Source organism: Streptomyces sp. NPDC000594 (genome assembly GCF_040299965.1).
Classification (GTDB): Bacteria; Actinomycetota; Actinomycetes; order Streptomycetales; family Streptomycetaceae; genus Streptomyces.
In genome coordinates, this window is record NZ_JBEPCY010000013.1 from 29478 (window position 1) to 50898 (window position 21421).

Genomic DNA, 21421 nt, shown 5'->3' on the forward strand with positions numbered 1-21421 from the left:
TCGCGGGGCGTGCCGGGGCCGGGGACACAGCAGGAGCGCCGGCGGGTGACGTAGGCCGGGGCGGCTGGTCACGTCGGCCATCGCATGCCGATCTTCGTGAGTGCCTTGATGCGGTTCACCGAGAGTTTTCCCTTGAGGAAATCGGTCCGCTGGCGGCTGAGCCAGGAGCCGAGCCGCAGTTCTCCCGGGGGGCCGGTGACATGGCTGTGGGGGATTCTCAGGTGCCGGTGGGTCCGGTAGAACGCGGTGGCGGCGGCCAGATGTACTTCCCAGGTCCCTTCGGTCACGCTCCAGACCATGCCCAGGGCGTCGAGTTCCGCGATTCTCCCGGCGGTCAGCTTTCCGCGGATGCGGCGGTCCCGGACTTTCGAGATCCAGGCCCCGAGATTGAATTCCTCGCCATCGCCGTCACGTATCACATGGCGCGCCGGAACGCTGATGTTCTTGAACTCCGCGTGATAGGCGCGCGCGGCGGCCATGCCCCGCTGCCAGGACCGTTCGTGTGTTCCCATCAGCTTCACGCCGAGTCCTTCGAGCGCCGCCGCGCGCTCCGGGCTGAGGGTTCCGTTCTCGATCTCGGCGCGCTGCCGGGACAGCCATGCTCCCAGGTCGAGATCGCCGTCCGGGAGCTGGACGGTGTGGTGTGCCGGGAGGTCGAGGTGGCCGTGACCAGCGTGGAAGGCGCGTGCGGCTTCGAAGGAGCGGCGCCACTGGTCCTCCCACTTGTTCCAGATCATCCCCAGCGCGTCGAGGTCGGCGATCCTCTCCGGGGACAGCTTCTTGTGCTGCTCCCGCTTTCCTGCCAGCCAGGCCCCCAGCGGGAAGCCCTTCTTGCCCCTGCCGTCCGTTTCGACGTGATCCCGGGGGACACGAAGATGGCCGTGGCGCTGGTGATATCGCCGCGCCGCCTCGATTCCCTTTTTCCAGTCCTCGTCGAAGACCGCCCAGATCATGCCCAGTTCATCCAGCTTCTTGTGCTGCTCCTTGCTGAGCTTGTTCTTCCGGGACCGGAGATTGTTGATCCATCCCCCGAGCGCGAGCCTGTCGGGTCCCGGGGCGATGTAGCCGCGCGGAATGCGCAGGTCGCCGTGCCGGGTGTGATAGGCGGTGGCCGCCGCGAGGAACCGGGAGAAGTCCGCGTCGAGGACGTCCCAGACCATGCCGAGCTCGTCGAGCTGATCCTGCCGGGCCGGGGACAGCCTGCCGGTCGTGTTGAGCCGGCGCGCCCACTGCACCCACTGCCCGAGCGCCAGGCCGGCCGTGTTGACGAAGGCGGTGGGCACCAGCAGATCGCCGTGCTCGGCACGGTAGGCCGCCGCGGCGCCGAGGTGCTCCTCCCAGGAGGCCGTCGTGGAGCGGACCGTGGCGACGCTGATCGCCTCCGCGAACCGGGGCGGCACGGGAATCCCGTCGAACTGGAGCCACCGCGGCAGCTCCCGCAAGGTGCCCTCCCCGCCCGCCGGGCCGCCCCGGCCCAGGTCCCGGCGCCGCGCGTCCAGCTCCGCGCCGAGAGCCTCGTCGTGGGCGGCCAGCGCACTGACGACCTGCCACACCGGCGCGTACGCCGAACTCTGCAATGCCTCCACCGGGTCCTGCCCCGGCTCCATCACGACGGGAACGAAGATGTGCGCGACCTTGTCCTTCTTCCCGCCCAGCCGCAACGCCCGCCCGACCGCCTGCACCGTGTCGATCGTGGACTTGCGGGCGTCGATGAACGCGATCCCGTCCACCGCCGGTGCGTCGTACCCCTCGGACAGGACCCTGGCGTTGGAGATCACCACCCGCTCCAGCCGGTCGTCCACCAGCTTCGCCAGCTCCGCCCGCCGCTGCGCCCGCCGCTGGGAACCGTGGACGAACCCGGTCGCCAGCCCGTCCGGCCGGCCCAGCAGCGCACCGGCCCCGGGCAGGGTCTGGGAGAACCAGCGCGCGTCGGCCACCCGCCGGTGATAGGTGAGCATCCGCCCCACCTGGTAGGTGTCGGCCCCCCGCAGCACCGCGACCTGCCGCGCCAGCATGGACGCCGACACGGCCGTCCGCCCGACCTGGAGGAACGTGTCCCGCCGGGTGGCGAGACGGTGCATCTCCTCGTCCGTGACCACGCACACGACGACCCGGTAGTCGGCCAGCAGACCCCGCTCGCGGGCCCGCGCGAAGGACAGCCGGTGCGCGACCCGCCCGAAGACCTTCTCGTCGTCCATGCTGGCGACCTCGGACAGGTCACCGTCCCCCACCGTCACCAGACGCGGGGTCGCCGTCAGGTACAGGCGCCGGGCCGCGGGCACCCGGACATCGTCATGGATCACCGACCACTTCCGCCCCGCACGCCCCGCCGACCGGTGCGCCTCGTCCACCACGGCCAGCCCCCACGGCAGCACGCCCCTGATCTCGTGCGCCGCGACCAGCTTGTCCAGGCTCTGATAGGTGATGGCCGCGGTGACGCGCCCGCGGTGCTCGCGCAGCAGCTCCGCGAGACGACCGGGGTCGGAGGTCACTTCGATCTGGAGACCGGCCAGGTCGTCGGCCGCGTCCCGGTCCATGACCTCCTTCTCCCCGCACACCGCGATGACCCGGCCCAGCGCCTGCCGCCCGACGCCCTCCAGCCACGCGGTGACGGTCTGGGCGACCAGATCCAGGGTGGGGACCACGATCAGCACCGGCCGGCCGGGCGACACCGCCTGCGCCGTCTCCGCCCCGACCCGCGTCTTCCCCGTGCCGCACGCCATCACCCCGGTGGCCCGGTTCCGCGCGGCGAACTCCGCCCGGAGATCCTTCAACGCCTCACGCTGGTGCTGCCACAACGGCCTCGCCACAACAACCACAGTTCCTTCTCCGCCTTCTGATCTTCGATGCCGCTCGGCAGGCCGTCCCGCCGCCCGCCGTACTCAAGGTGGTCGGACAGGTCAGCCACCCGGCGCCCCATGCCGTCCGGACCCCGGTGTCTCCGGCATCACGGCCAGACCCCTCAGCGGGGAGGCCAGGAGAATCCCGGCCGGGATCACATGGAGCACGGCTCCGGCCGTCAGCGCCGTCCTCACGTCGGTGGCGGACGCGAGAGCGCCGGCGGCGAGCGCCGCGAACGGTCTGGTGCCGGAGGTGACCCACATCGACACCTGCTGTGTCCGGGACTGGAGATGGGGCGGGGTCAGGTGCTGGCGGAGGGTCCGCTGGGTCGTCCCGGCCGCGAAAGCGATTGCCATCTGCACTGCCGCCGCGGCGGCGAGAATCCCGGTCCAGCCCGTGCCCGGTCCCGCTGCCAGGAGCAGCAGCCCGCCGAGCGGGTAGGCGAGGTGCCCGGCGATCAGCAGCGGGCCGGGCCCCCACCGGTCGGCGAGGCGGGGCGCGGCCAGCGCCCCGGCGAGCCCTCCGGCACCTGCCGCGCCCATGATGAGTCCGAGCCCCGTGCTCCCCGTCTCGACGTGGGTCAGGAGCCAGTACGCCCAGAACGTGGCCACGAAGCCTTCGGCGATGCCGTAGACGACCAGGGCGTGCATCTGGGGCCGCAGCAGCGGATGGGCCATCACGAAGGCGATCCCGCCGCGGATCGAGGCGACCATCCCCGGGCGTGGCCCGGAGGCCGGGTCCGCGGCGGGGGGCGTGCGCGGCAGCCGGGTCGCGCACCATGCGCTGACCAGGTAGGAGACCGCGTCCGCCACGAGCGCCCGGACCGCTCCGGCCAGGGCGATCAGCGCGGTGGCCGCGACAGTGCCCGCGGTGTCGGCAACGGAGGTAGCCGCGACAAGGCGCGCGTTCGCCTCCGGCACCCGTTCCAGGGAGACGAGTTCGGGCACCGCAGCGAGCGCGGCGGCCTGATGGAACACGGTCAGGGCGCCGAGCAGCAGCGCTACCGCGTACAGCACCGGCATGGTCAGGGCGCCGAACGCCCAGCAGAGCGGGACGGCGGTGACGGTGGCGGCGGACGCGAGATCAGTGGCGATCATGATCGTCCGCTTAGGCCGGTCATCGGCTATCGCCCCGGCCGGCAGCGAGAACAGGAACGCGGGCATGGTGACAAGGGCCGCGAGCACCGCGACCTGGCCGGGGGTGGCGGCGAGTTCGACGACGGCGACCACGGGGAGGGCGACGGCGTGCACGGCCGAGCCCGCCCAGGAGGCGGCCTGCCCGGTGCAGTACGCGAGGAAGACGCGGTCCTGCCCCGGCGGCGCGGGCCTTGCCGTACCCGTGACGGAGGTGGTCACCGGCGCTCCCCCTCCGCCCGGGCCCCGGTGCCGTTACCGGGGCTGGGATGGTCGGGGGCGGGCGGCACCGGGGGCGCTGCGGGGGCATCCGGCGCGAGGGCGGGACCTTGGCCGGGCGGCAGGGCCTTCCGGGCCTGGCTCAGCCGGGCCCGGGTGCGGGCGGGCCAGGTCGAGGTGTCGTCGCCGGGGAACTCGCTCTGGGCCGTCTCCAGGTCGGTGAGCGCGGCGGCCGGGTCGTCGGCGAGGAGAAGGGCGTGGCCGCGCAGCGCCCGGGCCCGGACCCGGTGGTGATCGGAACCGGGCTCGGCGCCCAGGGTCTTGCGCGCGCAGGTCAGCAGGTCGACGGCCCGCCGGGGCTGATCGCCCATCACGCATTGGGCCAGGACGATCTGGGCGAGCGCTTCCCCGCGCCGGTAGCCGCACGACTCCCACCGCGTCAGCGCTTGGGCGACGAGCGCCGTCGCGTCCTCCACTCTCTGTTTGGCGAGGCGGACCAGGGCGAGCCCGTACAGGGCCTGGCCCTCGTCGCGCGTATCCCCCTCAGCCTGCGCGGCGTCCCGTGCGGCCGTGTTCCAGTCGGCCGCCTCCCCGTGCTGCCCGGCGTCCAGCAGGCCGATCGCGCCGGACAGGAGCATCCGGCGCTCCCCGGCGCGGTCGCCGTCCGTACGGGCGGCGGCCAGCCCCGCCCGGTGCGCGTCCGCCCACAGCGGATGCGGGCGGCGGCGCTGGAAGAGCGGCCACCAGCCGTCGACGATGCGCCAGATCAGATCGGGCCGGCCGCGTTCCTCCAGAGCGGCCAGCAGAGGCGGGAGGTTCGGGCCCTGGCGTTCCAGCCACTTCAGCTTCGCGGGGTGGTCGGTCGGGTGGAACGGGAAGTCCAGCCCGGCTCCGCCCTGATGCGCACCGGGCGGCGGAAGACCGGGCTGGAGCTGGTGGGGGGCGAGTTCGCGCTGTGCGGCGCGGGCGCAGACGAGGATCCACGCGGCCAGCCGGTCCAGCGCGGCGACCTCTTCCCCGTCGGACAGTTCTGCGGCGTGCGTCCGGGCCGCCTCTGCGTACCGGTACTGCGGTAGCCGGTCCTTGCTGTCCCCCGGGTGCTCGGCGTGTTCGATCAGCTCCTCCTCTTCGAGGACCTGGAGGATCCAGTCGGCCTCGGCCCAGGAGAGGGAGCAGGCCGCGGCGGCGACCTCGGCGTCGACCACCGGGAGGGGCAGGGCGCCGAGGATCCGGTAGACGCGCTGCGCTGCCGGTTCCAGCTGGGCGTAGGCGGCGTCGGGGCCGTCCGCAGGGGTGCCGTTCGTGGCGGGGTTGTTCACGCCACCAGCTCCCAGTGGTCGAGCGGGCTGTGCCGGCGCGGCGCCAGGAACTCCCGGTGGGTGCGCAGCCACCGTTCCGGCAGGACCCAGGAGACCGCTTCCGGGCCGCCGTCGTGCTCCAGGTTGAGCAGCATCAGCGTGATCGTCTTGGGGGTCGTGATGGCCATAGGCCGGTTCTCCTCGTACGGTCATCGGTCGAGACGGGCGGGGCGCCGCGTCGGCGTTCACGGTCAGGGGCGGCACTTCGGCGTTCACCCGGACGGGCCGCCCTGGGCCCTCGGGCGCGGGCGTTCCCGGGGCGGTTCTGCGGCGGTCACGCCGCGCGGCAGTAGTCGTCGGGGGACGGGTGCAGGAGGATGACGAGTTCGGTCGGCCGGTGGTCGGACAACTGGTCGAGCTCCGGGTCGACGTGGGTGCGGTAGTCCACGACCTCGATACGGGGCCCGGTGACGAGCGACTGGTCCAGCCGCATCGGGACCTGTTCGTTGGCGTACCAGTAGCCGGTCGTCGGTTCACGGACGGCCGCCACGTCCGCCTGGGGGTCGCGCCAGCCCGAGGCGAGCAGCAGGTTCCGGGGGCTGCGGTCGTAGTCGTCACCGAACAGGCCGTCCGGCCCGATGGTGCGGTAGCGGTGCTGGAGGTTGAGCGGGATGTCGCTCCACTTCGCCGGTTTCCGGTCGGTGTGGTCGGCGCAGTTCATGTCCCCGACGAGGACCGCGTCTTCCGGCCAGTCACCGAAGCGCTGTCCGTAGTCGGCGAGATGATGCGCCTCGGCCAGGCGGGCAGCGCCGGAGGCATGGGCGAGATGGGTCCCCAGGAAGAGGAGCGGGGTCCCGGCGACGTCGAACTGGGCGCGCGCCCAGCCGTGATGGAACGTGCCCGCCGGCCCGGGGCGGCTCCTGTCCACGCGCAGGAGCCCGGGCCGGTAGTACAGGACGGAGTGGTTGAATCCGTCGCCCGCCCAGCTGGTGATCGGCGGGAGGAACGCCATTCCCGTGCGGTCGGCGAGTTCCTGGAACCGGAAGCCCCCGTGCTGGTGCCATCCGGTGGCCTCCGTGACCCACAGGAAGTGCGAGCCCCAGGAGGCCATCCTCTCGACCTGGGCCAGCCGCCGCCTCTCGCTGGCACCGTCGATCCCGCCGTTCAGAAGGTTCCACGCGTGGACCGTGAGCTTCGTGACGGTGGCCTGTGCGGTCATGCTCCGTGATCTCCTGATCCGTCCGGGGCGCCGGACACGGGGTGAGGGAAAGGCGGCAGGCCAGGCACTGCGTCGGCCGGCGCCCATTCCGCATCGGGCCCGTGCTGCTCCAGTGCGCCGGGGACGGCGCACAGGACATGCCGGGGCGTACCCGCCGGGGTGTCGAGGTGATGGGTGACGACCGCGGCGTACCCGGTCTGCTCCCACACCGCGCGGGCGGCGGCCTGGGCCACGGACTCCCGTTCGCCCCGCACGGTCAGCGGCGGGCGAAGCCCCTGCGGGCCCGGAACCAGCAGCACGTCGTGCCTGTGGCGGACCACGGCGACCACCGTCTCCAAGCCCCGCACCGTGGCGTCGAGAAGGCCGTTCATCGCGGCGCGCGTCGTGCTCCCGGGGGCGCGGTAGACGGGGTCGTACCCCTCGGCCACGTACAAGGCCCGCCCGCCGGGAAGGGTGACGCGGGAGTTCAGAGGGCCCAGGGCGCCCGCCAGATGGGTCAGCTCCCGGCTGAGGAACGGTGCGATGCCGACAACGAGGGCGGTGGCCTCGGCTCGGTCGGCGAGCGCGGTGAGGGCCGGGGCTCCGGCCGCCCGGCGGACGGGGGAACCGGAGGGTCCCACGCCCACTGCGCTGGCCACAACGGTCCCAGAGCGACCGCGACGATCTCCTCGGCGATGGCCTCCACCCCAAGAAGCCGCTCCCGTGCCCCCGGGCGGCCGTCGGTGAACGACGGCTCGCTGTACTCCGCGAGGTCCGCCACAACGGCGAGCCGGGCCTTGTCGCCGATCCCGACCGCGCGGGCGAGGGCGAGCGCCGCGGCGACGGAGAGCGGGGCGTGCCCGGCTTCCATGCGCTCCAGCCGCCCGCCCCTCAGCCCGCCCCCGACCCTACGGGCGACCTCGCCCGCGGAGAGCCGTGAGGCCAGACGCCGCTGGCGCAGCCACGCGCCGAGGATCAGGGCGCCCGGGTGACGGTGCGGCATGCCGTCGCCCGGCGTCAGGACGGCCGGGGTACGGCTTCCGGCCCCCGCGGTCTCCGGGTCCGGCTGCGTACTGGTGGGGTTCGCGGTCACCGGACCATCACCTCGGCATCGGGGTGCGCGTACGCACTCGGGAACGACGGCTCCAGTGGAAGACCGGCCGCCGCCCGGCGGGAGTTGAGCAGCTCGGGCGCCGGTGTCAGGTGGCGCGCGTGGTCGGTCGCGGGATAGGTCATGAAGAGCTGAGGCTGCCCTGTGGCCACGCACACCTGGTCGTAGAGCCGCGCCCACTGCGCGCGGTCGGCTTCGCCGTGGCCGACGGCGACGGCCATCGCGGTGAGCAGGAAGCGCTGCTCCCTGACCGAGGGGGCGTGGAGGGCCAGGAGCCAGGCCGCGCGGGATCCGGTGCGGCCGACCAGATGGTCGCCGGGCCAGCCGTGGCGGTCCACAACGCCCAGGAGCCAGGCGGTGTTGACGCGGTCGGTCTCCCGCAGCGCGGCCCGCTGCTTCGCGGGCATCTCGTCGGTCAGCAGGGCGGTCCACCCCGGCTGGGCGCTCGTCGCCCGCTGGAACAGGTCCCGCGCGAGCACGGGGTGGGTGAGGGTGGCCAGATCGGTGTCCGGATCGTGCGGGTTCGGCCGGCCCAGGATCCCCAGGGCGTGCCCGCAGGTGACCAGGTGCGCCGCGGTCCGGGCGCCGGTCCGGCCGCGCAGGGAGTCGATGGTCTCGGCCACGGCGGCCTCGTCGCGGCCGAGTGCCTTCGCGATCCGGCTCACGTCCGGATGGGCGGTGAGCGCCTGCCAGATCCGCAGGTCCAGCGGGCTCCACCCGCCGGTGTCCGGACGCCGGGTCGGTCTCGGCAGGACATCGAGCTCGTACGCGATGTGCACCGCCTCCGCCGGGCTCTGGGCGCCCAGGGCCCGGACCGCTTCCCCCAGGAGACCGGTCACCTGGGCCGGGGTCCAGTCGTGTGCGCGGGCCATGTCCTGGTGAGCGAAGCCCCAGCCGGTCATGGCCAGGACGGCGGCCTGGTCCGGTACGAGAACGGGCTCGGCGAGGACGGCGACGGGTCCGGACCCCGCGGTCGCTTCAGCAGCTCCGGACGGCGGCCCGGGGAGTGCCGTGCCGGGCCCGGTCATGCGACCACCGCCGGATTCACCCGCTGGGCGGCGGACGGGAGGTGGGCGCGCTGGCCGGGGACGAACGGCCCCGTGCCCCGGGCGAGCGCGACGGCACTGTCGCACAGCGCCCAGTGCGAAAAGCCCTGCGGGAAGTTCCCGACCTGCCGCCGCCGCTGGGGGTCCCATTCCTCGGCGAGGAGCCCGACGTCGTTGCGCAGCGCGAGCAGCCGCTCGAACAGGACGCGCGCCTCGTCGGCGCGGCCGATGGCGGCCAGGGCGTCGACCAACCAGAACGAGCAGGCGAGGAAGGCGCCCTCGTCGCCCTCCAAGCCGTCGACCCCGGCACCGGGGCCGGCTGTGGGATAGCGCAGGAGGAACCCGTCCTTCGTGGACAGCTCGCGCTGGACGGCCTTCACGGTGCCGACGACGCGCGGGTCGGTGGGCGGCAGGAAGCCCATGGCCGGGATGAGCAGGAGGGACGCGTCGAGTTCGGGGGACCCGTACGACTGCGTGAACGTCCCCCGTACGGAGTCGTATCCCTTCTCGCACACCTCGCGGTGGATCTCGTCCCGCAGCCGGCGCCACCGCTCCAGCGGGCCGGTGGCGTCGCCACACTCGACCAGCCGGATCGCACGGTCGAGCGCGACCCAGGCCATGACCTTCGAGTGGACGAAGTGCCGCCGCGGACCGCGGACCTCCCAGATCCCCTCATCCGGCTCGCGCCACCGCGCCTCCAGCACCTCGACGAGCCGGACCTGCAGCTTGGAGGCGCGCGGGCAGGGCTCCAGACCGTGGCGGCGGGCGGCGTCGAGCGCGTCGACGACCTCGCCGAACACATCCAGTTGCAGCTGCGCGGCGGCGCCGTTGCCGACCCGTACCGGCAGGGAGCTCTCGTAGCCGGGCAGATGGCTCAGTTCGCGCTCGGCGAGGTCGCGCTCACCCGCGATGCCGTACATGATCTGGAGGTTCTCCAGATCGCCGCCGACGGTCCGCACCAGCCACGCCCGCCACGCCCGCGCCTCCTCCAGGTACCCGGACCGCACGAGGGTGGTGACGGCGAGAGCGCTGTCGCGCAACCAGGTGAAGCGGTAGTCCCAGTTGCGGGCGCCGCCGATCTCCTCCGGAAGCGAGGTGGTCGGCGCGGCGACCATCGCCCCGGTGGGGGCGTAGGTGAGGGCCTTGAGGGTGATCAGGGACCGGATCACCGCATCCCGGTCCGGCCCGTCGTACGTACAGCGGGCCGCCCAGCCCTTCCAGAACGCCATGGTGGCGGCGAGTTCGGTGTGCGGGTCGGGCGGCGGGGCGCTGCCGGCGTGGGAGGGGTGCCAGGTCAGCGTGAACGCGAAGCGCTCCCCCTCGGCGACCGTGAACTCGGACGCGAGCACCCCGGACTCGTTGTACTCGGTGGGGGGTTCGGCGTCCAGCCACCAGGCGTCCGCTCCGAAGACCACCGCGATGCGGTCCCCGTCGGGGAAGATCCCGGGGAGCTCGGCGCCGTAGCCGGGGCGCGGGCGCAGCTCGGACCGCATCGGCACGAGGCCGGTGATCCCTTCGACGATCCGCACCAGCCGCGGCGGCTCGTTCCGGTCGCTGGTGTGCGGGGGCATGAAGTCGGTGACGCGCACCGTGCCGTCCGGGGTGTTCCACTCGCTTTCCAGGACGAGGCTGTCGCCGCGGTAGCGGCGCCGGGACGCGGCCAGGGGGGCGGCGGCTTCCGGGACGGCGGGTCCGAGGGTCCAGCCGCCGTGCTCCGGCCTGCCCAGGAGGCGGGCGAAGACGGCCGCCGAGTCGAACCGGGGCAGGCACAGCCATTCCATCGTGCCGGTGCGCGAGATGAGGGCGGCGGTGCGCATTCCGCCGACGATCGCGTAGTCCTCTATCAGGGCCATGGGTGGTGCTTCTTTCAGGGTTCTGGGCGGACGGCGCCGGGATGAGAAAGGGGAGAAGACGAGGGGGGTGGCGAGGCGGATGCGGGCGGCGGGTCCGGCCCGTGCGGGCCGTGGATGTTCACGCCGGGACCGGTGCCGGGGCGGGGACGCCGTCCGGCCACGGGCTGCCGTGGGCCGTGAGGTGGGTAAGGAGCCGGGACAACGGGATGCGCACCAGCCCGCCGGGGTCACCGAGGCCGGGGCCGCCCGTGCGGACCAGTACCGGATCGGGCGTCGTGGGTTCGTCGAGATCGACGAGCCAGTACCCCCCGGCGTGGTCGTGGCCGACCGCCAGCCACGCGCCTCCGTCCGGGACGTCCCGGGGGGCACGGTCGCGGCACGGCAGCTCCATGACGTTTTCGCCGTCGTACAGGTCCCCGGCGACGGTGCGCAGGGTGTGGCCGTCGGGCCAGCTGAGGGCCAGGAGCGCGCGGACGGGCACGGGGACCGGGCGTCGCCCGGCGGGCGTGATGACGGTCTGGTGTTTGCGGGCGTAGATGTCCGGGATGGTGCCGCCGAGACGGGCGAGGCGGGCCCGGATGTCGGGGTGGAGGTCAACGGTTCGTGTCATGAGGTGGATCCGTTTCGGTGGCCGCCGCGGCCGGCGGCGGTGGGGTGGAGGGGAGGGGAGGCGCCGTCGGGGTCCGCGTGGACGGGGATGCGCATCCAGGTGTTCCGGCCTTGGCCCGGCCGGGTGGTGGAGCCCCACGCGGTCGCGTGGCGGTTGACCAGGGTCAGCGGCGCGACGGGCAGCGGAACGGTCGCAGGGCCGCGCAGCCGGACCAGGACCTCGCCCGGGCGGTGTTCGAGGGTCACCCTCAAGCAGGCAGGGGTATCGGTGTAGGTGATGCAGTGGGTGGCCAGCTCGTGCAGGGCGAGCACGAGCCCACCGGTGCGGTCGCGGAGGAACGCCCAGGTCAAGAGGTCCCTCACGCACCGTGTCAGGGCGGGGATGTGGCCGAGTTCCGCGGGAACGGCCGCGTGGACGAGGCGCCGGTCCACCGTCCCGGGACGGCAGGGCACCGTCGGCGGCGCGGCCCCGGTCAGGCCGCCGTGGTGCCGGAGCACGGACTGGGCGGTCCCCGGCTCCGGGTGCAGGGCGGCTACCGTGACATCGCGCTGGTCCAGCCACCGCCGGAACTTCCCGCGCTCCGCGCTGGCCCCGAGATCGGAGGGCGCGTTCACCAGCAGGAGATCGGCGTGCGGAAGGAAGCGCTCCAGCGCCCGTATGCCCTTGCGTTCCCGTACCGGCTTGCCGGAGATGTCCGCCACGGCGGCCAGGACGTGGTAACCGCGGTGGGCGGCCTCCCGTGTCAGGCCGGGCAGCCGTCGAAGGCTCCGCCCGCTCCCCTCCGCATCGTTGGCGTACACGAGCGCGCGCGGGGCCATCACCGCGCACCCCCGCGCTGCGTCGCACGGGTGGGTGCGGTGGTGAGGCGGTCGGTCAGGGCGCGGATGTGGTCGAGCGGGGCGGGCCCGATGCGGACCGTGTCGGTACAGGAGTGCTGTCCGCACCCGGGCGCGGCGGTGACGGCGACGCCGGGCATCACCCGCCGCACCCGGCTCTGGACCAGCCGTCGCAGGGCTTCCAGTTGACGCCAGTCCGTGTAGCGGAATGCCGGGCCGCCGAGCGTGCGCTGGAGGGCGATGGCCTGGGGGACGGTCAGGGGGCCGATCTCGACCTGCCCGTCAAGCGCGCGGGGGAGTTGTAAGGACCTGAACAGGAACGGACGGCGGCGGATCGAGCAGAGCGCGGCCCGGAGCTCGACCGCGGCCTGGTGCTCCTGCGGCATCTGCGACCACACCAGGTTCGCGAGCCGTCTCATGGCCTCCGGGCACGTCAGCGTGAAACGGGGGCCCCGCACGAACGGCCCGCCAACATCGACCCGTACCTCTATGCCCCGCTCTCGCAGCGCCTGTTCGAGCGTGCCGGCCCGGGGCTCGGCGAAGTCGTCCAGAGGGATGCCGGCAAGGGTGCCGCTTGCCCGGGTCAGGGTGATGACGAGCGTCTCGTCACTCCGGCCGGCGTGGTGATGGCGTGGAAGCGGGCTCCACTGCCGGACGTTCAGTGCGTCAATCAGAGCGCGGGAGGGGGTGTCGTGGTCGGCCGGATCCGGCCCGGGGGCGGGCGTGGTCATCGGGACATTCCTCATGGGGGACGGACGTGCGGAGCGATCCGCGGTGGGGCGGCGGCAAGGCTCCGGCCGGGTGCCGCCGGTGCGACGGGTGGGGGCGGCGGGCTGCATCAGATCAGCCCCTTCCGCAGGGCCATGCCGACGGCGTGGGTGCGATTCCGGAGCTGATACCGCCCTGTTACGCCGTGGAGCGTGTACTTGACCGTGCGCACGGAGAAGTTCTGGCGTTCAGCGATTTCGGCGATTTCGTGCCCATGCGACAGGTCCCGCAGGACCTCCCTCTCCCGCTGGCTCAGTTTCATCAGGGCAAACACCGTCAGGGCTTCCGACTGGCGGTGGCTCTGGTACAGACGTCCGATCTGGCCCAGCAGGGCCCCCTGTAGATCCGCAGGCAGATAGCCCAACCCTGACCCGACCGTCTTAACGGCATCCACCAGTTGGTGGTGGGAGGTGATCTGTCCGCGCCGCAGAATCCCGAGAACGCCGCACTCGGCCGCTTCCGCGATCTGGTGGGCCTCAAGGTGTGTCACCACCAGCATCAGATGTGCTGAAGTGGTACGCCGGATCGTGCGCAGCGTATCCAGCCTGGCTTCGTCCAGTGCGTCGACGACCAGCACAATCACCGCAGCCGGGTCGTCCGATTTGTTCTGGATCCGGATCTTGGGGCTGGAGCGCAGCAGGTTGGTCATCCCGGTCTGCGACACCAGGTCGTCGGCGCGTACGTCCACCGTGACGAGGTTCTCCGTCCCTGTCTGCTGACGGTGCTGCGGCGCCCCGAGGAGGGCAGGGGAAGCCGAGCGTTCGGCGGGATGGCTCATCGCGCCGGCTCCGGGACTGGTCGGGTGGTCAGGACGTTCAGGGTGTGCCCGAGGGCGACGAGCTGGGCGTTGGTACGGGCCCTGGCCCGTACACGGAGCCGGCCGATCCGGGACGGGAGATCGCGCGGGTCGAGCCCGGCGGCCCGGGCGATGGCCAGGTTCTCGGAGCGGGTGGCGAGCGCATGCCACAAACGCGCCTCACCCTCGGTGAACACTGGCAGGTCCCCGCCCCGTGCGGGTTTGGCGGCGGTGAGGTCCCCGGCGGTGATCGCGGCGTGCACCAGCGCGGGCCGGGCACGGACCCCGTACCGTGCTGCGGCCTCCGTGAGGAGCGTCTGGACGTCGCCGACCGGGATCCGCAGACGGTTTGCCGCTTCGGTCGTCGTCAGGCCCGCCGCCAGGGTCATCAGCAGTTCCCCGGCAGTGGCACGGGCGTAGACGGGGCGGGCGGCGGAGAGGCTGGTTCGGGTTCGGGGCATCAGGGGTCCTGCCGGTGCGAGGGCTGCGGGCGGACAGCCGGATCGGAAGAGGACAGGGAGGTGGCGTGGAGGAGGAGCACGGCGGCAAGGTGCGCCCGGTTCGAGGCGGCGGCCCGGCGCTGCAGGGTGCGTACCGCGTCCGTGTTCTCGTCGGCGGTGCGGCCCAGTCGGCGGGCGATCTGCACGTCGCCCAGCCCGCCGGTCACGAACTCGGCCAGTAACCGGTCCGCGCCGTCAAGGACCAGCGGGCCCTCGGCGCCGGCGGGCGCGGGGACATGCTCCGTGGTGATCAGCCCCCGGGCGACCGCACGGGTCACGGGGCGGACGAGCCACCGCGGCACCGGAAAAAATGTACCCATCAGGGGCAGTTCCGGGCACAGACCGCGGGCTGTCCGGAGCAGCGCGTCCCGCACGTCCCAGTACGCCGTCCCCAGGGCGCGGGCCGCCTCCCACAGGCTCCCCCCGGCGGCCGTGTGCCGGAGCACCGCCAGCCCCAGGTCTCCACCGGACGGCAGGAACAGCGCCGGGACACCGACCCGTTCACCGGTACCAGGGGTGCGGGTCCGCAGACGGGGCGGGGCGGCCGGGGTCCCGCCCGGCCCGGTGTGCACTGTTCGCCGGTCCAGGCCGAGGTACCGCCGTACGGGACCGGTGACAGTGGCCGCGAGGTAGCCGTCAAGGTCTCCGTCGGCGATCCAGGCCGTCCCGGCGATCCTCTGCGGGGCAGCAACGTAGGCCGCGCGGCTGCTCGCCGCCAGCGAGCACCCCACATGCACGACACCCTCCGGGGCCCCGGGCCGGCCGTGGTCACCGAGGACTTGGACGGCGACGGCGTCGACCCCGGTCACCTCCCGCACCCCGCGGACCGCCGCCTCCTGCGGCTGTTCCCCGTCCCCGACGCGTCCGGCGGGGAACTGCCAGACCAACTCGCCCCGGGCCCGACGGCCCAGGACGAGCAGGGTCCAGCCCTGGTGGCTGACGACCGCGGCGGCGTCGCACGGCGTCCGCGGCGGCGCGGCCGTGCTCGGCGGTGAGGTGTTCGTTGGCGCGGTGGGCATGGCGGTGGTTCGTCTCCGGTGGCTGAGGGCGGCGGGCATCCGGTGTGGTCAGAGCTGGGTCTCGGGGCGGAGGAGGTAGAGCCCGCCGCCCGACCTCTGAATGCGGTCCAGCTCCCGGTCGTAGAGGGCGGGGTGGGCGCTGACGGTGACCTGGCTGACGGCGGCGATGGCGTGGGCACGGCCGTCGGCCAGCCGCCGCACGGCACAGGTCCAGCCCCGGCGCAGGGCGGGGTCGAGGTCGCCGCAGTCGTCCCGCTCCGTGTCGGTGAGCTCCCACTCGTGCCGGGCGGCCAGGCCCTTCAGCTCGGCGAGGTGGTCCTGATGACCGCGGCCGGGGAGGGCGAGGGTGTAGGGGACGACGACGAGGCGTCCCTGGACGCGGGCTTCGAGGCCGCGGTTGATCCCGGTGCGGCGGGCGGCCAGGAACGCGGGCGTCGGCGGGGTGGTGGTCAGCATGACGGGCGGGGTCCTTCGGGCGAGGGTGCGGGGCACGACTGCTCCCGGGCTACGGGGCGGCGAGGAAGTGGTGGACGGGCTCGAACAGGCCGGGCAGATAGGTGCCGAGAGCCAGGTGGCGCGGGATCCAGGCGACCTCCGCGACTTCCCGGGGCGAGGCCCGGTAGGCGGTGCCGCCGGCCGGGGTGCAGGCGATGTAGATGAGGTGCCGGCCCGTTTGCGGGTGGATCCGGGCGCCGATCAGCTGCCCGGCTTCGACGAGGAGGCCGGTTTCCTCGCGGGTCTCGCGCGCGGCGGCCCGCTCGGGCTTCTCCCGGGGCTCGACCTTCCCGCCGGGGAACCGCCAGCGCGGCTCGCTGTCCTCCGGCGAGCGGATCAGCAGGACGGCCCCGCGCAGCTGGATGACCGCGAGGGCGACGCTCACCGCTCCGGACTCCCCGGCGGCCGGCCCCGGCCCGGTCTCTCCGGCGGCATCAGGACTGGGGGTGGTCATGAGGTTCCCGACCGGGCGACGGGCCGACGGCCGGTCGGGGCGGCACCGGCGTGGACGCGCTCCCCGGGAACGGCGCGCAGGGCGGCGGCGAGGACGGCCAGGTGCCACGGGCGCAGCCACACCGTGTCGGGCAGAGCGGCGGCGGCGAGTTCCGCGAGCGCCCGGGCTTCCCGGCCGTGCGCGGCGTTGCGGCGTGCTGGCACGCGGGCGGCGGCGAGGGCGCGGAGCTGGATCCACTGGGCGTGGACGTCGGTGTCGGTGACGGGGGTGCGGCGCAGCCACTGCTGGCGGACGGTGTGGATCAGCCGGTCCGCGGCCGGGCCGGTGGGGTGCGGGGTGCCGGGCGGGAGCGGGTCGGCCCGCGGTCCTGGGGGCAGGGTGCGGGCGGCGGGCAGGATCTCGGCCCGGCCGGAGACCGGGAGGTCGATTAGAAGGTCGTTGGCGAGGAGGTGCAGGGCCGCGGTGACTGGGGGGTGCTGGCAGACGAAGCGGCGGGCGAGGACATCGGTGACCGGCAGCCGACTGCCCGGTGGATGGAGGCCGGCGGCGATCTGCGCGCGGAGCCGGTCGGCGATGCAGTGGGCCTGCGCGGTGAGGGCGTCGTGCGTGGTGGGGACGAAGTACCGGGTTCCGCGCACCTCCAGCCGCCGGTCGGCGGCGAGGTCGTCGAGCGCGTCCTGGACGCGGGCGCGCGGGGCGCCGAGGTCGGTGGTGAGCTGCTTCGGGGAGAGCGCGGATCCGGCCGGGTACCGTCCGCCGGTGATGCCGGTGGTGAGGTGCGCGGCGATGTCGGCGATCGTGGGGCCGGGCTGGGTGGTGAGGGTGACGGCGCGCAGGAGTTCCCGCAGCGCGGTGGCGAGGCGGATCACGCACTCGGTGGTCGGGGCGGTCTCCGGCGCGCGGTCCGCTTCGGCGAGGAGGGTGTCCCACCGGGCGGTCGCGGTCGGGGATCCGGTGTCGGCGTGGCGGCAGGATCGGGCCACCGGGGCCCAGTGCCGCAGGCGTTCGGTGAGGCCGGCGGCGTCCTGGGCGAGCGCGGGCGCCGCGGTGCGGCCGGGCTGGGGCAGCCGCCCGGCCCGGGAGATGTCGGCCCGGAGCGTCTCCCGGGCCTTCGTGTCCAGCACCGGCACGGAAGGGGTGACGGTGGTCATGCGGCGGCCTCCGTCCCGGGCGTGAGGGCGGTGGCGACCTGGTGCAGCAGGAGCGGCGCGGTGAAGACCCGGTCCGGCGCGGGGTACCGGACCCACCGCCCGGGCAGGGAGCCGGTGCTGCCCGGCCCGGGCGATACGGGGAGGGTGACCCGGGTCCCCGCGGGCCGGTAGTCGGCGCCGTCGGGCCAGACCGGTGTGCCGGATCCGGGCGGCACCACGAACCCCCACACCGGGCCGTCGGCGAACACGGCACCGAGCGGCGCCTCTCGGCGGACGAGATGGTCCACGGCCCGGCGGGCGCGGTCCGCGGGCAGCAGTACCGCCTCCCACTCGGGGCCTACCCGCACGGGACCGCAGGCGGTGGTGAGGAACACGAGCGTCTCCCGCACCGCGTCATCGCACGACGCGGGAGCGGATACGGGTAACGGTGCGGGCGGGGCGAGCAGCACGGTCATGTCGGGTCCAGGAGGAAGAGGGTTCAGCGAGGGCGGGGTGGTCAGAGGCTGTGGAGCTGGACGGCGACGGCTGCGGTGATCAGGAGCGCCGGGCCGCCCAGCCACCAGCGCGGCATCCGCAGGCCGGACGCGAGCGCGGCGGTCAGCGTCACCGCGAACGCCTCGGCCGCGACGGCGATCAGGACGTGGAGGGTGGCCGTCTGCCGGGCGGCAATATGGCCGTCCGGCGGCGGTGCGGGTTCCGCGAGGACCGCGGTGAGCAGCGCGGTCGCGGCGATCAGGTGGAGCGTGCCCAGGGTGAGGGCACCGGCCGCGGTCAGCGCGGTGTGGGCGAACGAGGATGGTGGCCGCCACGGGCGGGAGGCGGGTTCGCGGGTGTCGCTCACCGGCCCCGCCCCAACGGGTGGGCGAACATCGGGGTGCCGGGGTGGCGTACGGGGTGATGGTGCACGGTGACTTCCGGGTTCGGGGGCCGATGGTGGCGGCGGGTCAGGCGGAGGGGGCCAGGGCCCATGGACGAGGGGTGGGCGGGGTGAGGGGCCGGGCGAACCGCTCGGACCACTGGACGTGCCGCCCCGGGGTGAGGAGCTCCTCGGCGAGCCGGTGGAGCTGGACGTCGCCGGTCCCGGCGGGGGGTTCGACGCACTGCGCGTCGCGGAAGAAGCGCTCCATCGGAAGGTCGGCGAGCAGGCCGGCCGCGCCGTGGTTCCGCATGGCGAGGGCGGTGCCTTCGAGAACGCCTTCGACGGCCTGGTACTTGGCCGTCAGGAGGTCGGTATCGCAGGGCTCGCCGAGGTCGAGCCGGCGGGCGGCGTGGTGGACGAGGTGGCGGGAGGCCCGCAGACCGGCGTCGATCCGGGCGAGCCGTGCGCGGACCACGCCCTGTCCGGCGACCCGGGGCCGCCCGTCGAGATGGGCGGTGGTCTGTTCCAGCGTCGCCGTGTGGATCCCGACCGCGACGGCCGCGAGGTTGAGCCGCCCGTACAGCACCGAGCTGGAGTAGGCGGCGGTGAGCCCGTCGCCGACCTCGCCGAGCCGGTTCTCGTCCGGGACCCGGACGTCGTCGAGAACCAGTTCGCCGTAGGAGAAGCCGCGCAGGCCGAGACGGGGTTCGTGCGGCGTGCTCCTCACGCCCTTGCGGTCGTCCTCGACGAGGAACGCCGTCAGGGTCTTGCCGGTGCGGACCACCACGCAGTGGACCTGGCTGATGAGCGAGTTCCCGACGAACACCTTCCGCCCGTTCAGCACCCACCCGCCCCGGTTCCTGCGGCGGCCGGTGGACTCCATGCCCAGGACGTGCCCGCCGGAGTGCTCCTCGGTCACCGCGATGGAGGGCAGGCACGACCCGTCGGCGAACCCCGGCAGCCACCGGCGCTGCTGCTCCGGGGTTCCCAGGTGCAGCGCCATCGCCTGGCCGAGGACGGCGGCCTGGAACGCGGCGCCCATCGCCGCGCTGACCCGGGCGATCTCCTCGATCACGACACTCTTGGCCTCGTGGCCGGCGCCCAGTCCGCCGTGCTCGGCGGGGATGGTGACGCCGAACCAGCCCTGGGCGGCCATGGACTTCACGAGGACGTGCTCGATCTCCCCGCTCGCCTCCATGTGGGGTATGCGGGGGGTGATCTCGGATCTGGCGAAGTCCCGAACGGCTGTGCGCAGGGCGTCGTGGGCGGGCATGGATCTCCTCTCGGCGGGGGCTGCGGGGCGCGCGGGGGTCACGGGGTCAGGTCCGGGTGGAAGAGGCGGGGGTTGAGGTGGTCGCGGCGGGTCTTGATCACGCGCAGGAGGTCGTGCTCGGTCTCCTGGGGGCGGGGGTCGGTGTCGATGAAGCAGACGGTTGCCAGGGTCTGGCCGGTGGCCGGGTCGAACAGGGGGGCGCCGACGTAGGTGCGGGCGCCGAGCTCGTCGACGACGGGGTTCGCGCGCAGCCGGGGGTGGTCGTGGGTGTCGGTCAGCACGAGCGCGTTGCCGTTGCGGGCCATGAGGGAGGGGCAGAACCCGTGGGTCAGCGGCATGGTGCGTGGCAGGAGCGGGAGGTCGGGTCGGGGAGCCCGGTACAGGCCGGCGAAGTACTGCCCGTCGTCGCCGAGGAGGTTGACGAACGCGAACGCCGCGCCCACGAACTGTCCGAGGACGGCCGCTGCTTCGTCGAGGTCGCCCCGGGGAACGGAGTGGAGCCCGAGTTCGGCCAGGCGCCGGGTGCGGGAGAAGCCGGCCGGGAGGGCACCGGGGTCGGGGTGGCGGGTCACAGGGGTGCTCCACAGGACGACGGGCTGGTCAGGGAGGTGAGCAGGGCGGCCAGCACGTGCGCGACGGACTCGGCTTCGCGGGCGTCGCAGGCGACCACGGGCACATGGGCGGCGAGTTCGAGGGCGTCGCGGATCTCCGCGGGGGTGTACCGGTTGGGATCGTGCTCGAACTGGTTGACCGCGACGACGAAGGGGATCCCGAGCTCCTCGGCGAAGGTGAGGCTCGTGAAGCTGTCCTGAAGGCGGGAGGTGTCGACCAGGAGGATCGTGCCGACGGCGCCGTAGGCGATATCCGTCCAGCCGTGGGAGAAGCGGGCCTGTCCGGGGGTTCCGAAGAAGAAGACCTTCATCGGCGGCTCGGCGAAGGTGAGCCGGCCGAAGTCCAGGGCCACCGTGGTGGTCGTCTTGCCCTCGACACCGGTCAGGGAGTCGGTGGCGGCGCTCGCCTGGGTGAGGACGGCCTCGGTCCGCAGCGGGGGGATCTCGCTGACCGCGCCGACCAGGGTCGTCTTGCCGACGCCGAACCCGCCGGTGACCACGATCTTCACGAGCCACTCAGCATCCGGCACCGCTGCTCACCCCCCACCGGGTCTGAAGGCCCGTGAGGAACGCGTTGATCAGCGCAGGGCGGTACTCCTCATCGGTGGGATGGGGGATGACCATGCGCAGCGCCCGGTCCTTGATGAGGTCGGAGACCATGACCATGACCAGCGGCACCGGCAGGTGAAGCGTTCCGGCGAGTTCAACGACCGAGCGGTCGGCGTCGGCGCACAGGTCGAGCAGCCGCCGCCGCTCGTCGGGCAGTCCTGCGGCCGGGGGTTCGGGGAGGGCCCGGACCTGGGTCTCCAGCCGGAGGGTCAGCTCGGGTGTGGTGCGCCCGTCGGTCAGGGCGTAGAGGGGGATGCGGGTGGTGGGCTGCCATCCGGGCCGCACGCCGGTCACCGGCCTTCCGGCGCTGTGCGGTTCGGGGTGGCGAGGTGCTCGCCGACCTTCTTGACCAGCTGGGTCATCTCGTACCCGACGCGGCCGACATCGGCACCGGGGTCGGTGGCAACGGTGAGGACACTGCCCTCGCCGGCGCCCATTACGAAGATCATGCAGTTCTTGTGCTCGATGATCACCTGCCGGACGGCCTCGTCCTCTATGGCGGCGCCCGCGGCTTTGACGGTCGCCTTGCTGAGGCTGAGGAGGCTGGACGCGGCGGCGGCGAGGTGTTCGGCCTCGTCCTCGCTCAGGGACTTCGTGAAGGAGGCGACCAGCCCGTCCTGCGAGGCGAGGGCCGCGCGGGCGTTGTTCCCGATCAGGGACGCGAAGTCGTCCAGCAGCCACTCCAGGCCCTTGAGCTTCCACTGTGCGGTGTCATGGCTGTTCATCGAGCACTCCTTGGCG

General features: G+C 73.6%; 24 protein-coding genes. All 24 read right to left on the reverse strand.

Annotated elements, in window-relative coordinates; genetic code table 11:
- Positions 1 to 68: 68 nt before the first annotated feature.
- Positions 69 to 2810: a DEAD/DEAH box helicase gene (locus ABT354_RS19475; RefSeq protein ID WP_351495330.1), complete on the reverse strand. Its 2742-nt coding sequence runs from the start codon at positions 2808 to 2810 to the stop codon at positions 69 to 71.
- A 90-nt stretch (positions 2811 to 2900) separates the two neighbouring features.
- Positions 2901 to 4196 (reverse strand): MFS transporter, encoded by a 1296-nt coding sequence (locus ABT354_RS19480; RefSeq protein WP_351495332.1) that lies wholly within the window; start codon positions 4194 to 4196, stop codon positions 2901 to 2903.
- A complete protein-coding gene (locus ABT354_RS19485) occupies positions 4193 to 5512 on the reverse strand; it encodes a hypothetical protein (RefSeq protein WP_351495334.1) in 1320 nt (439 codons plus the stop codon). Before ABT354_RS19485 ends, ABT354_RS19480 begins: the two co-directional genes overlap by 4 nt.
- Positions 5509 to 5679: a hypothetical protein gene (locus tag ABT354_RS19490; RefSeq protein ID WP_351495336.1), complete on the reverse strand. Its 171-nt coding sequence runs from the start codon at positions 5677 to 5679 to the stop codon at positions 5509 to 5511. Before ABT354_RS19490 ends, ABT354_RS19485 begins: the two co-directional genes overlap by 4 nt.
- 146 nt (positions 5680 to 5825) lie before the next feature.
- Positions 5826 to 6710: a hypothetical protein gene (locus ABT354_RS19495; protein WP_351495338.1), complete on the reverse strand. Its 885-nt coding sequence runs from the start codon at positions 6708 to 6710 to the stop codon at positions 5826 to 5828.
- The gene (locus tag ABT354_RS19500; RefSeq protein WP_351495340.1) at positions 6707 to 7330 is read right to left on the reverse strand and encodes an NUDIX hydrolase; all 624 of its coding nucleotides are present in this window, start codon (positions 7328 to 7330) and stop codon (positions 6707 to 6709) included. The genes ABT354_RS19495 and ABT354_RS19500 overlap by 4 nt, the downstream gene beginning before the upstream one ends.
- Before the next feature lie 448 nt (positions 7331 to 7778).
- On the reverse strand, positions 7779 to 8828 hold the full coding sequence (locus tag ABT354_RS19505; protein WP_351495342.1) for a DUF6624 domain-containing protein: 1050 nt from the start codon (positions 8826 to 8828) through the stop codon (positions 7779 to 7781).
- Positions 8825 to 10699, reverse strand: coding sequence for a glycoside hydrolase family 15 protein (locus ABT354_RS19510; RefSeq protein ID WP_351495344.1), 1875 nt, complete (start codon positions 10697 to 10699; stop codon positions 8825 to 8827). Before ABT354_RS19510 ends, ABT354_RS19505 begins: the two co-directional genes overlap by 4 nt.
- A 118-nt stretch (positions 10700 to 10817) precedes the next feature.
- The gene (locus ABT354_RS19515) at positions 10818 to 11309 is read right to left on the reverse strand and encodes a hypothetical protein (protein ID WP_351495346.1); all 492 of its coding nucleotides are present in this window, start codon (positions 11307 to 11309) and stop codon (positions 10818 to 10820) included.
- Positions 11306 to 12127 carry a hypothetical protein gene (locus tag ABT354_RS19520; RefSeq protein ID WP_351495349.1) on the reverse strand — a complete coding sequence of 274 codons (822 nt, stop codon included), beginning with the start codon at positions 12125 to 12127 and terminating at the stop codon, positions 11306 to 11308. The genes ABT354_RS19515 and ABT354_RS19520 overlap by 4 nt, the downstream gene beginning before the upstream one ends.
- A complete protein-coding gene (locus ABT354_RS19525; RefSeq protein ID WP_351495351.1) occupies positions 12127 to 12876 on the reverse strand; it encodes a hypothetical protein in 750 nt (249 codons plus the stop codon). The genes ABT354_RS19520 and ABT354_RS19525 overlap by 1 nt, the downstream gene beginning before the upstream one ends.
- Before the next feature lie 107 nt (positions 12877 to 12983).
- Positions 12984 to 13691: a helix-turn-helix transcriptional regulator gene (locus ABT354_RS19530; RefSeq protein WP_351495353.1), complete on the reverse strand. Its 708-nt coding sequence runs from the start codon at positions 13689 to 13691 to the stop codon at positions 12984 to 12986.
- On the reverse strand, positions 13688 to 14170 hold the full coding sequence (locus ABT354_RS19535) for a hypothetical protein (protein WP_351495355.1): 483 nt from the start codon (positions 14168 to 14170) through the stop codon (positions 13688 to 13690). The genes ABT354_RS19530 and ABT354_RS19535 overlap by 4 nt, the downstream gene beginning before the upstream one ends.
- On the reverse strand, positions 14170 to 15228 hold the full coding sequence (locus ABT354_RS19540; protein WP_351495357.1) for an NUDIX domain-containing protein: 1059 nt from the start codon (positions 15226 to 15228) through the stop codon (positions 14170 to 14172). The genes ABT354_RS19535 and ABT354_RS19540 overlap by 1 nt, the downstream gene beginning before the upstream one ends.
- A 48-nt stretch (positions 15229 to 15276) precedes the next feature.
- Entirely contained in the window at positions 15277 to 15684 is a 408-nt protein-coding gene (locus ABT354_RS19545; RefSeq protein WP_351495359.1) for a hypothetical protein, read from the reverse strand.
- Between the two features lie 49 nt (positions 15685 to 15733).
- On the reverse strand, positions 15734 to 16177 hold the full coding sequence (locus ABT354_RS19550; RefSeq protein WP_351495361.1) for an NUDIX hydrolase: 444 nt from the start codon (positions 16175 to 16177) through the stop codon (positions 15734 to 15736).
- Positions 16174 to 17328 (reverse strand): hypothetical protein, encoded by a 1155-nt coding sequence (locus tag ABT354_RS19555; RefSeq protein WP_351495363.1) that lies wholly within the window; start codon positions 17326 to 17328, stop codon positions 16174 to 16176. The genes ABT354_RS19550 and ABT354_RS19555 overlap by 4 nt, the downstream gene beginning before the upstream one ends.
- Complete coding sequence (locus tag ABT354_RS19560; RefSeq protein ID WP_351495365.1) at positions 17325 to 17717, reverse strand: hypothetical protein; 393 nt, start codon at positions 17715 to 17717, stop codon at positions 17325 to 17327. The genes ABT354_RS19555 and ABT354_RS19560 overlap by 4 nt, the downstream gene beginning before the upstream one ends.
- Positions 17718 to 17824: 107 nt before the next feature.
- Complete coding sequence (locus ABT354_RS19565) at positions 17825 to 18169, reverse strand: hypothetical protein (RefSeq protein WP_351495367.1); 345 nt, start codon at positions 18167 to 18169, stop codon at positions 17825 to 17827.
- A 103-nt stretch (positions 18170 to 18272) separates the two neighbouring features.
- A complete protein-coding gene (locus ABT354_RS19570; protein ID WP_351495369.1) occupies positions 18273 to 19460 on the reverse strand; it encodes an acyl-CoA dehydrogenase family protein in 1188 nt (395 codons plus the stop codon).
- A 38-nt stretch (positions 19461 to 19498) separates the two neighbouring features.
- Positions 19499 to 20032 (reverse strand): GAF domain-containing protein, encoded by a 534-nt coding sequence (locus ABT354_RS19575; protein ID WP_351495371.1) that lies wholly within the window; start codon positions 20030 to 20032, stop codon positions 19499 to 19501.
- Positions 20029 to 20601, reverse strand: a complete 573-nt coding sequence (locus ABT354_RS19580) for a GTP-binding protein (protein ID WP_351495373.1) — start codon at positions 20599 to 20601, stop codon at positions 20029 to 20031. Before ABT354_RS19580 ends, ABT354_RS19575 begins: the two co-directional genes overlap by 4 nt.
- On the reverse strand, positions 20588 to 20974 hold the full coding sequence (locus ABT354_RS19585; protein ID WP_351495375.1) for a DUF742 domain-containing protein: 387 nt from the start codon (positions 20972 to 20974) through the stop codon (positions 20588 to 20590). The genes ABT354_RS19580 and ABT354_RS19585 overlap by 14 nt, the downstream gene beginning before the upstream one ends.
- The gene (locus ABT354_RS19590; protein WP_351495377.1) at positions 20971 to 21405 is read right to left on the reverse strand and encodes a roadblock/LC7 domain-containing protein; all 435 of its coding nucleotides are present in this window, start codon (positions 21403 to 21405) and stop codon (positions 20971 to 20973) included. The genes ABT354_RS19585 and ABT354_RS19590 overlap by 4 nt, the downstream gene beginning before the upstream one ends.
- Positions 21406 to 21421 lie beyond the last annotated feature (16 nt).

Coding starts and splice junctions, on each gene's coding strand:
- ABT354_RS19550 (WP_351495361.1), bottom strand. CDS start 16,177: ATGACCACCCCCAGTCCTGATGCCGCCGGAGAGACCGGGCCGGGGCCG.
- ABT354_RS19505 (WP_351495342.1), bottom strand. CDS start 8,828: ATGACCGGGCCCGGCACGGCACTCCCCGGGCCGCCGTCCGGAGCTGCT.
- ABT354_RS19525 (WP_351495351.1), bottom strand. CDS start 12,876: ATGACCACGCCCGCCCCCGGGCCGGATCCGGCCGACCACGACACCCCC.
- ABT354_RS19540 (WP_351495357.1), bottom strand. CDS start 15,228: ATGCCCACCGCGCCAACGAACACCTCACCGCCGAGCACGGCCGCGCCG.
- ABT354_RS19520 (WP_351495349.1), bottom strand. CDS start 12,127: ATGGCCCCGCGCGCGCTCGTGTACGCCAACGATGCGGAGGGGAGCGGG.
- ABT354_RS19530 (WP_351495353.1), bottom strand. CDS start 13,691: ATGAGCCATCCCGCCGAACGCTCGGCTTCCCCTGCCCTCCTCGGGGCG.
- ABT354_RS19590 (WP_351495377.1), bottom strand. CDS start 21,405: ATGAACAGCCATGACACCGCACAGTGGAAGCTCAAGGGCCTGGAGTGG.
- ABT354_RS19515 (WP_351495346.1), bottom strand. CDS start 11,309: ATGACACGAACCGTTGACCTCCACCCCGACATCCGGGCCCGCCTCGCC.
- ABT354_RS19490 (WP_351495336.1), bottom strand. CDS start 5,679: ATGGCCATCACGACCCCCAAGACGATCACGCTGATGCTGCTCAACCTG.
- ABT354_RS19495 (WP_351495338.1), bottom strand. CDS start 6,710: ATGACCGCACAGGCCACCGTCACGAAGCTCACGGTCCACGCGTGGAAC.
- ABT354_RS19555 (WP_351495363.1), bottom strand. CDS start 17,328: ATGACCACCGTCACCCCTTCCGTGCCGGTGCTGGACACGAAGGCCCGG.
- ABT354_RS19545 (WP_351495359.1), bottom strand. CDS start 15,684: ATGCTGACCACCACCCCGCCGACGCCCGCGTTCCTGGCCGCCCGCCGC.
- ABT354_RS19570 (WP_351495369.1), bottom strand. CDS start 19,460: ATGCCCGCCCACGACGCCCTGCGCACAGCCGTTCGGGACTTCGCCAGA.
- ABT354_RS19510 (WP_351495344.1), bottom strand. CDS start 10,699: ATGGCCCTGATAGAGGACTACGCGATCGTCGGCGGAATGCGCACCGCC.
- ABT354_RS19535 (WP_351495355.1), bottom strand. CDS start 14,170: ATGCCCCGAACCCGAACCAGCCTCTCCGCCGCCCGCCCCGTCTACGCC.